Annotated in this window: 11 protein-coding genes; 5 read left to right on the top strand and 6 right to left on the bottom strand. The window is 38.8% G+C overall.

What is annotated here, in order from left to right; genetic code table 11:
- Positions 1-33 precede the first annotated feature (33 nt).
- The gene (locus tag HF876_RS10940) at positions 34-741 is read left to right on the top strand and encodes an SGNH/GDSL hydrolase family protein (RefSeq protein ID WP_169360095.1); all 708 of its coding nucleotides are present in this window, start codon (positions 34-36) and stop codon (positions 739-741) included.
- Between the two features lie 11 nt (positions 742-752).
- A complete protein-coding gene (locus HF876_RS10935; RefSeq protein ID WP_169360086.1) occupies positions 753-1,571 on the top strand; it encodes an SDR family NAD(P)-dependent oxidoreductase in 819 nt (272 codons plus the stop codon).
- 60 nt (positions 1,572-1,631) lie between these two features.
- On the opposite strand, the gene HF876_RS10930 is transcribed toward HF876_RS10935, so the two are convergent.
- Positions 1,632-1,811 (bottom strand): hypothetical protein, encoded by a 180-nt coding sequence (locus HF876_RS10930; protein ID WP_240949733.1) that lies wholly within the window; start codon positions 1,809-1,811, stop codon positions 1,632-1,634.
- Positions 1,812-1,976: 165 nt separating this feature from the next.
- Between HF876_RS10930 and HF876_RS10925 the strand changes: the two genes are divergently transcribed.
- Together HF876_RS10925 and HF876_RS10920 are read left to right on the top strand one after the other, a co-directional pair.
- Positions 1,977-2,861 (top strand): SDR family oxidoreductase, encoded by an 885-nt coding sequence (locus HF876_RS10925; RefSeq protein WP_169360094.1) that lies wholly within the window; start codon positions 1,977-1,979, stop codon positions 2,859-2,861.
- A 171-nt stretch (positions 2,862-3,032) separates the two neighbouring features.
- A complete protein-coding gene (locus tag HF876_RS10920; RefSeq protein WP_169360084.1) occupies positions 3,033-3,659 on the top strand; it encodes a hypothetical protein in 627 nt (208 codons plus the stop codon).
- A 79-nt stretch (positions 3,660-3,738) separates the two neighbouring features.
- On the opposite strand, the gene HF876_RS10915 is transcribed toward HF876_RS10920, so the two are convergent.
- Entirely contained in the window at positions 3,739-4,077 is a 339-nt protein-coding gene (locus tag HF876_RS10915) for a hypothetical protein (RefSeq protein ID WP_169360083.1), read from the bottom strand.
- 190 nt (positions 4,078-4,267) lie between these two features.
- On the opposite strand from HF876_RS10915, the gene hpaB reads away from it, so the two are divergent.
- Positions 4,268-5,701: a 4-hydroxyphenylacetate 3-monooxygenase, oxygenase component gene (gene hpaB / locus HF876_RS10910; protein WP_169360082.1), complete on the top strand. Its 1,434-nt coding sequence runs from the start codon at positions 4,268-4,270 to the stop codon at positions 5,699-5,701.
- Between the two features lie 232 nt (positions 5,702-5,933).
- Here hpaB and HF876_RS10905 read toward each other — a convergent pair whose 3' ends face one another.
- The 4 genes from HF876_RS10905 to HF876_RS10890 are packed head-to-tail and all read right to left on the bottom strand — an operon-like array spanning position 5,934 to position 9,506.
- Positions 5,934-7,058, bottom strand: coding sequence for an alpha-hydroxy-acid oxidizing protein (locus HF876_RS10905; RefSeq protein ID WP_169360081.1), 1,125 nt, complete (start codon positions 7,056-7,058; stop codon positions 5,934-5,936).
- Between the two features lie 19 nt (positions 7,059-7,077).
- Complete coding sequence (locus HF876_RS10900) at positions 7,078-7,788, bottom strand: ABC transporter ATP-binding protein (protein WP_169360093.1); 711 nt, start codon at positions 7,786-7,788, stop codon at positions 7,078-7,080.
- Complete coding sequence (locus HF876_RS10895) at positions 7,781-8,554, bottom strand: ABC transporter ATP-binding protein (protein WP_169360080.1); 774 nt, start codon at positions 8,552-8,554, stop codon at positions 7,781-7,783. Before HF876_RS10895 ends, HF876_RS10900 begins: the two co-directional genes overlap by 8 nt.
- Positions 8,526-9,506 carry a branched-chain amino acid ABC transporter permease gene (locus tag HF876_RS10890; protein WP_169360079.1) on the bottom strand — a complete coding sequence of 327 codons (981 nt, stop codon included), beginning with the start codon at positions 9,504-9,506 and terminating at the stop codon, positions 8,526-8,528. Before HF876_RS10890 ends, HF876_RS10895 begins: the two co-directional genes overlap by 29 nt.
- Positions 9,507-9,510: the final 4 nt, after the last annotated feature.

The following is a 9,510-nucleotide window of genomic DNA, read 5'->3' as shown; positions in this document are numbered from 1 at the left end:
TATTTTCGTAATTTTGCATAATGATCATCTCCTATAGGAAAGTTATGGTCATTTACACAAAATTTTATACGTTCTCAGGGACGACCTGGCGTTTCGTTTGTAAATATTTTAAAAGAGAAGTTTCCGAACAATTCGTTTGTGAATCTTGGAAAACCAGGGGAGACTGTAAAAAGTCTATATAGTCGTCTGATAAAAACTGGTTTAGATGCTGATTTTGATGTGTCATTTCTTTGGATTGGTACGAATGACGTGTATTCAAAGCTTTTGAAGGTTCAAGCACAGCCAGTAGCTGAAAATCATGATGAATTTATAAAGCTTTATGAGCAAGTTTTAAAAATAGTGATGCCTTCTACCAAGAAGGTGGTGACGGTTTCACCCTCTATAGTAGGTGAACATATTGAAAATCAGACTAACAAGGAAATTAAAGAATTATCTGTTCTTATCCAGTCTTTAAGTGAAAAAGAGCTAATAGATTATATGAATCTCCAAACGATTTTTGAGAAAGAATTGGCTAACAGGAACAGCTCCACTTATATTTCAACTAATCCATTTCGAGTTATGTTCGATGTATTTTTCTACAAAAGTGAAGCAAGGATTGATCGATTATCAAACGAGCGCGGTTTAAAACTTACCTTAGACGGAATACATCTGAACAGCACTGGAGCAAGAATTGTTGCAGATGAATATGCCACTGTGATCAGAAGTACACTTGTTGATAGTTCAATTATGGAAGTTTCTTAAGGGGGGAATCTATGGATACAAAAAGAAAAGTTGCGATTGTTACTGGTGGAGCTTCCGGAATTGGTAAAGCAATTTGTGAAGAACTCATCACTCAACAGGTATTTGTCATAATAGCAGATGTAAATAAGATAGAAGGTAAAGTTGTGGAGGATGAGCTTAATCGACAACAGAACTGTGCGCGGTATGAGTATGTGGATGTAGCTGATCATGTAAGTATGGAAGAGTTTGTTCGGGATACTTTTAACGAACATGGTAGACTGGATTATCTGTTCAATAACGCTGGAATTACTATGTATGGTGAATTGTATGATGTTTCCATAGAGGACTGGAAACATATCGTAAATGTCAATCTGTGGGGAGTCATACATGGGACACAGATAGGCTACAAGATCATGAAAGAGCAAGGCTTTGGTCATATCATAAATACATCTTCGGTAGCAGGAATGGGGCCCTCTCCTCTGACAGCAGCATATGCCGCTACGAAACATGCGGTAATTGGGCTTACAACCTCGTTGCATTATGAGGCAAAAGAACATGGTGTGAAAGTAAGTGTACTTTGTCCCACGTTTGTAGATACACCCATCTTTTCAAATGCTATAGCTATTAATATGGATAAGCATAAAATGATTCAACAGATGAAAAAGCAAAAGTTAATGACTCCTGAAAAGCTAGCTAAGATTACAATAAATGGTGTTCATCACAATAACCCTATTATTTGTCCGATGCCAATGCGACGAACAATGGATATCTTTTTTTCTTTGTTTCCACTAGCACATAGTAAGCTAATGGACTATGTTTGCAAAGTTGGAAGGAGAGCTCGAATATCATAATGTTAAAGACTTCAAGAAGCCCTTCCTCGTCATGAAGAAGGGCTTTGTGGTTTATAGCTATTAAAGAAGCGGATAATAGGCTTCAAAGCTTGGATGGCAATAAAATGGGGGTCTTGCTCCAATTTCGGGTAGTTCAAAGGGCTTGGAGTTAGAGTTATATTGTACATTTACCTTTGCATCGGAGTAATTTGTGAGTAGTGTTTCTGCCCCTTGGTTAAGTATTAACAAATGATTGTTCAACTGCATTCCTCCTTTTAATTAATAATTTATTCTTTTATCGAAAAGTAGGCACAGCACGTAGATTATTATCACCGATACAGGTAAGTTCACATAAAGTAGTTCGAAGATTAAACAAGAAGGGAGATATTATTGTCCGAACAACATGAGCACAATCAAAAGTACCCTATGAATCCAAACTACGGCAAAATAACAAAGTTTCAGGAAGTTCCAATTACGGTGCCGGAGCAGCGTCAGTTAAGGCAGCCTGGTCTGGAAAGTCTGATGCATCCAAGGCCAATTATAGAGAATCCTAACTATACTGGAACGGGTAAGTTACTTGGCAAGGCGGTCTTAATAACAGGAGGAGACAGTGGGATGGGAGCGGCTGCAGCTATAGCCTTTGCTAAGGAAGGAGCAGACGTCGCCATTGCTTATCTTGATGAGCACGAAGATGCCTATCGTACAAAAAATAGAATAGAGGAACTTGGTCAACGTTGTTTACTGTTGCCGGGAGATTTGCGAGACAAGGAGCATTGTAAGTATATAGTAGATGCAACTGTTCAAGCTTTTGGGCAGTTAAATGTTTTATGTAATCATGTAGGAATTCAATTCCAGCAGCTAAGTCTTTTAGATATTACAGATGAGCAATTTGACGATACGTTTAAAGTTAATATTTATTCCCATTTCTACACAACGCGAGCAGCTTTACCACATCTTAAGCCCGGGAGCTCTATTATTAATACTGCTTCAGTCGTTGCATATGAAGGACATAAGCATTTAATGGATTATACGGCTACTAAAGCCGCAAATGTAGGGTTTACTCGCGCCCTTGCAAATAACCTAGTAAGCCAAGGTATTCGAGTAAATGCAATTGCACCAGGCAGAATATGGACACCGTTGATCCCTGCTAGCTTTTCAGCAGATGAGGTTACACAAGCAGGCAATCCGATGGAACGACAAGGTCAACCTTTCGAGCTAGCACCTACCTTTGTTTATCTAGCCTCAGATGATTCACGTTTTGTCACTGGTCAAACCCTTCATGTTAATGGCGGACAAATCACTTCTTCTTAAAAGTTCTATTAAGACCATGTCCTTGTGATTTGGTCTTTTGAGTTTGTATATAGAAATACTAATTTTTCCTTTACTGAGTTTATCATCCATGTGTTTAGGTTATATAGATAAAATGAATGTCGAATTTTGTAATAGTCTTAGGGGCATTCAGTTTTAAAGGAGGTATTTGTTATGAAAAAGAGAATTTTAGGTGTCACTGCTCTTACTCTGTTGCTTGCAGCCTGCTCTGATGAGGAGACGACAGTGAAGGAAAAAGACCAAACTGAAGAAAACAAGCAAGAAGAAGTCGTAGAAGATGAGGAATTTTCACTCGAGGTGACGGATGAAGAATGGCTAGCATTATCTAACCAAAGTAAGTGGTGGGAGGAAAATGACTTAACGGAGCCAGAATTTGGACAAGCTGTAATCGTCCAATTTGATGAGGATACAATCCCCGAGGTAGTTATTCCTTATACTCAAGCTAAAGAGGAGCCTCAAGGTTTGCTTATTGGAAAGTACAATGAGGGCGAAGAAAAATGGGCTATCTCTCAAAATATACCGGTTGATAATAGCTTGAAAATAGAAATATTAGAAGACAAACTAACTTTCAGTAACGGTACTGAAGTACTTGTTACTCAAGAAAGTGACGATCAAAACAAAACATTAGCAACCTATAAATACTCCAAAGAAGATGATGAAGTAATAGCTACAAGAATTGATGTAGATGTGGACCAACCTATCGAGGTAGATCCAGCAGAAAATACAATTAGCTATTTTGTTGATGGAGAAGAGAAGAAAGAGACGGTAGAAGAGGAGTAATCATCTTCTTCTCTATCTTGACTCTTACAGGATTATAGTGCACAAAAAAACAGTCCCTAATTCAGACTAGGGGCTGTTTTTATATGACCTCATTGTAAAGAATTCCTTCTCCATCCTCTAGCTCTATAACTTTTAAGTAACTCTCGTTTTTGACGAAAACACTTTTATATACTTTATTGCCATCTTTATCTTCAAAAAAGATAACTCGAGTTTCTTCGTTATCAGTTTCAATATTTGCTAAGTATACTTGCAAATCAATAATATTATTTAAAATAGGATACTCGGGTAAATCATTGAGGACTTGATTTTCTTCTGGTAACTCTTCTATTAATTCAACGGGTACTACCTCTTCCTCTTGAGGACTGGAACAACCCGTTATTATAACAGATCCTACTATAGCTATTAATAATTTCTTCACTTTGCAGGCTCCTTTATAAATTTTTATATGATGCATTTTTGGAATAAAAGTTATCCCTTAAATAATTATCCTAAAATACTGAATATATGAAGTCAAATGATAGCTCTTCCCAAACTGTCACCTTTCAAGAAAAATCGTAATAGTATAAGCTGATAAGAATTATTATGAAGCATCATTTAGGAGAGTGCCTATGCCTGCTATTACAGGAAAACAATATATAGATCGGATAGATCAGTTGAACTCGGAAATTTGGGTTGACGGAAAAAGAATAACGGGGAAGATCTCCGAACACCCCGCTTTCAAAGGGGTCATGAAGAGCCAAGCAGCATTATTTGATATGCAGCATGACCCAAATTTAAAAGATATATTAACCTATCCTTCTCCAACTACTGGAGATTCTGTTGGGCTTTCTTTTCTAGAACCAAAAACAAAAGAAGATTTAGTGAAAAAAAGGATGATGGTTCAGGAATGGGCTCGAGCGACCAATGGTCTAATGGGAAGAAGTCCAGATTATATGAATACAACTTTAATGGCTTATGCGTCTTCCGCAAAATTACTGGAAGGTAAAAATAGCTGTTTTCCTCAGTATCTCCAATCTTACTTTGAATATGTACGAGAAAATGATTTAACTTTAACTCACAGTTTCATTGAGCCACAGGTAAATCGAACTTTCTACTATTTAGAAGATGAAAAAGAACCAATTGCAGCTAAGGTCATCGGTGAAAATGAGGAAGGAATTATTATAAAGGGTGCTCGTCTGCTTGCAACGCAAGGAGGTATGACGGATGAAATATTAGTATACTCCATGGGACCAATTATAGATGAAGGGAAGGGCTATTTTTTCTCTATCCCAAGTAACACGAAGGGCGTAAAATTTATATGTCGGGAGTCATTAGTTGGAGGAGATTCTTCCTTTAATTATCCGCTGAGCTCCAAATATGATGAAATGGATACCATTGTGGTTTTTGATGATGCGGTAGTCCCGTGGGACCGTGTATTTATTTATGATGACCCAATGACGGCCAATGATTTTATGATTAGTAGCTCCTTCCAACCGTTCACCCTACACCAGGTAATATCTAGACAGGTTATTAAAACTGAATTTGTCTTAGGAATTGTCCAGTCTATTATTAAAACTATTAATATAGCAGAATACCAGCATGTTCAGGAAAAGGCGGCAGAGGTAATTGTAGCATTAGAATCTTTAAAAGCGTTGTTAATGAAATCAGAGATAGATGCGAAAATAAATCGATTTGGTTTAATGGAGCCAGATAGAGCTACATTGCATGCTGCTATCACTGTTTATCCGAAGGTCTACCCAAGACTAGCGGAAATCGTACAGTTATTAGGTGCTAGTGGTTTAATGACCATTCCAACAGAAAATGATTTTAACTCACCGATTAGAAGGGACCTCGACCAATACTTGCAGGCAAAGGCAGCCCCAGCTGAAGAACGTGTAAAGCTATTCCGCCTTGCTTGGGATCTTACGATGAGTCCCTTCGGAACAAGACAAACCATTTATGAGCGTTTTTTCTTTGGAGATCCAATTCGCGTAGCAAGCCAGCTCTACTTTGCCTATGATAAAGAGCCTTATGTTCAACGTATTAAAGATATATTGAAGTGATAGGGGAATGAATCTAGAAACAGACTTGTAGTAATACCGAACAAAAAGAGAATCGGTCGGTTATGGTGCATAATAGGTCGGTCCAGTGAGAAAATCGGTCGGTCGCCGCGAATAATCGGTCGGTTCGCACAGAAAACCGGTCGGTTCAGGCAAATAATCGGTCGGTTCCACTCACTCATCACATAATTAGAAAAGGCAAGGATGCTTATTTCTGCATCCTTGCCTTTTCTCTTTATTTCTTTCTTCTAATAAGCGATGAATTAACCTCGTTCATCGATGCACAACCAGATAATGCTAAAGTAACATCAATATCATTAATCATGTTACGTAATACATGTTCTACTCCTTGCTCGCCGGCAGTGGCCAAACCATAGATAAAAGGTCTGCCAAGTAAAACTACATCTGCCCCAAGAGCCTTTGCTTTAATGACATCAGAGCCCCGTCTGATACCACTATCCAATAACACTGGAATATTCCCCTGAATAACTTCCGCGACGGAGGGGAGTGCCTCTAATGACGAAATACAGCCATCCAGCTGCCTTCCTCCATGATTGGAGACTATAATTCCATCGACTCCGTGGAGTAAAGCTTTTCTTGCATCTTCCTCATGAAGGATGCCTTTCAGTAAAATGGGAAGCTTCGTATGCTCCTTAATGGTTTTAAGATTTTCCCAGGTTAATGAAGGATTAAAGATAATATCAACAATACTTTTAATGACCTCCGGATCGTCAGCGGAAGGGGGGCTAGTAAATCGACCTTGAAAGACAGGGTCGTATAAGTAGTTAGCAGCCCCTTTTCCCAGTTTTAAAGGAGAATAGCGATTGTTCAAATCACGCTCTCTATTTCCAAGAAGGGAGGTGTCAATCGTAATGACGATAGCAGAATAACCTGCTTTTTCTGCGCGACGAACCATACTTATCGCCATTTCCTCATCATTGGACCAATACAACTGATACCAGCGAGGGGTGTCTCCTAGATTAGCGGCAATTTCCTCTAAAGGATAAGAGGATAATGTACTAGCTATAAAAGGGACTCCACATGCAGCAGCAGCACGTGCGGAAGCCAGTTCACCTTCAGGATGGAAAATACTTTGAACCCCGATTGGTGCTAGTGCAAAAGAGGAAGGGAAGGTAGTTCCCAGCAAAGTAGTGGAGGTGTCTCGACTGCTCACATCATTTAAATATTGAGGGACGATACACCAATCCTCAAAGGCTGCCTCATTGGCACGAAGGGTGCTTTCATTACCAGCACCACTATGGACGTATGTAAACGGTCCTGTTTCAATAGATTTAGAGGCCAATTCTTCTAAAAGAGAAATTGAATGTGGTAACTCCAGCTGTGAAATAGAACGGGTCATATAAGCTCCTCCTTAAATACTAACTCGTTTTCTTACCTAAATATGCCTCAACAACTCTTGGGTCTTCTAGTAAGCTATTTGCTTCTCCGTTAATAATGATTTTTCCGGTTTCCATGACATAACCATAATCCGCAACCTTGAGTGCTTGCTTTGCGTTTTGTTCCACCAACAATACAGTCGTACCGCTAGCTTTAATTTCACGAATCATTTTAAAGATATCGGCAACTATTAATGGTGCTAGCCCCATAGAAGGTTCATCTAGCAATAGCAACTTCGGTTTGGATAGCAGTGCTCTTGCGATGGCAAGCATTTGCTGCTGCCCACCGGATAAGGTACCGCCTAACTGATCCTCCCGTTCTTTTAAAATAGGGAACTGTTCCATAACATTTTCCAAATCTTTTTTTATGTCCTTATCATTCCTGTGATAAGCTCCCATTTCCAGGTTCTCTAGAACGGTCATGCTAGAAAGGATAGCCCTTCCCTCAGGGACAAGGGCAATACCTTTTCTGACAAGCTGGTCAGGTCTCATGCCAGTAATGTTCTCACCTAAAAACTCAACAGTTCCTTTTTGAGGCTTTAGTAGGCCTGTAATTGTTTTCATCGTTGTCGTTTTCCCAGCACCGTTTGCTCCGAGGAGGGTGACGACCTGCCCCTGCTCTACTACAAGGTTTACATTTTTAAGAGCTTGTATTTTTCCATAAAATGTTTCAATTCCTGTTACCTTAAGCAATTTCTTCATCCTCCTCTGATCCGAGGTAAGCTTCTATTACATCCTGATTATTTTGAATTTCAGTAGGAGTACCTTCCGCAAGCTTCTTTCCAAAGTTTAAAACTGCAATTCGGTCGCAAAGCTTCATCACAAAAGGCATGTCATGCTCAATCAGTAAAACAGTAACTCCACGCTTTTGAACTTTTTTTATCAACTCAAATAGGTTCTCTGTTTCTGTTTCATTCATACCAGCTGCAGGCTCATCTAATAATAATAGCTTTGGATTACTTGCCAGGGCACGGGCTATTTCTAATCTTCGCTGTTGACCGTAAGCTAAGTTCTCTGCAATTGTTTCTTCGTATGGGGAGAGACCCACTAACTCTAACAGCTCCAAAGCCGCCTCATAATTACCTTTCTCTTCTTGTTTTTGTGACTTTGTTCTAAGTACACTTTTTAAAACACCGGATTTATTTCGACAATGGGCACCTACCAGTACATTTTCCAAAACAGACATTTGAGAAAACAACCTGATGTTTTGAAACGTACGACAGATTCCCTTGTCTGTAATTTTATGAGGTTTCATACCTGAAATATTTTTCCCTAAAAATAGGATTTCTCCAGAGGTAGGGGCGAACATATTCGTTATTATATTGAACATGGTTGTTTTACCAGCCCCATTAGGTCCGATTAATCCGAAAATTTCTCCTTCGTTGATTTGGAATGAAACGTCCGTTAAGGCTGAGATTCCACCAAAGTTTTTAGTTATATTTTTTAACTCTAATACCATTGGAATCCCTCCTTTTAAATGTAAATGTTCGTTTTAGCCAATTTAATACGGGAACATCTATAATTCCTTGTGGGCGGAAAGCCATCAATACAATTAGAATAATCCCGTAAATCATATATCGATATTCACTAATAAATCGTAATGCCTCTGGAAGCAGTGTCATAAAGGTTGCTCCGAATATTGCTCCCCATATAACCTCGCTTCCACCAAAAATGGAGAAGATTAAAATATCAATGGCACGGTGATAAGCAAAGTCTGCAGGACTGATATAAGCTAATACATGTGCGTAAAGAGCACCAGCAAAGCCAGCCAAAATTGCACCTTGTGTAAAGGACAATACTTTGTAATAAGTGATATTAATACCCATTGCTTCTGCCGCTTTTTCATCCATTTTAATGGCAGCGTATGCTCTACCAACACGTGACTTGTTCTGTCTGATAAAAAACCAAACAATAAATATAGTGATGATCAATAAAACAAGTACTACTATTAAATAAATAGCTTGATTGTTTTTAAGTCCAAGCATATCAGGTTCAAAACCCAAATCTCTAAAAAATTGAAACAGCTCTCTACCAAGATGAGGTATACCAGACAAGCCAATCGAGCCCTTGGTCACGGAGTCCCAGTTCACAAAAATTACTCGAAGTACTTCTCCAAAACCGAGTGTTGCAATAGCTAGATAAACTCCACTCAATCTTAATGCAGGAATACCAATTAAAATTCCGAAAGCTCCTGCAACTACTGCTCCCAAAACAATACTTAAATAAAGAGGGACCTCAAAGTTGATCGTTAGGAGTGCAGAAGTATAGGCTCCGATACCCATGAAACCTGCATTTCCTAAAGATAATTGCCCGGAGGAAAGCGTTATGTAAATGCTTATCCCTAAGATAATATTGATAAGAATAAAAGAGATAATCTGTAAATAGTATGGATTTAAAATTTCTCCTAGCATATGA

The sequence above is a fragment of the Psychrobacillus sp. BL-248-WT-3 genome, from assembly GCF_012843435.1.
GTDB lineage: Bacteria > Bacillota > Bacilli > Bacillales_A > Planococcaceae > Psychrobacillus.
The sequence above is the reverse complement of the archived record's forward strand: the minus strand, read 5'-3'. Positions and strand labels throughout refer to the sequence as shown.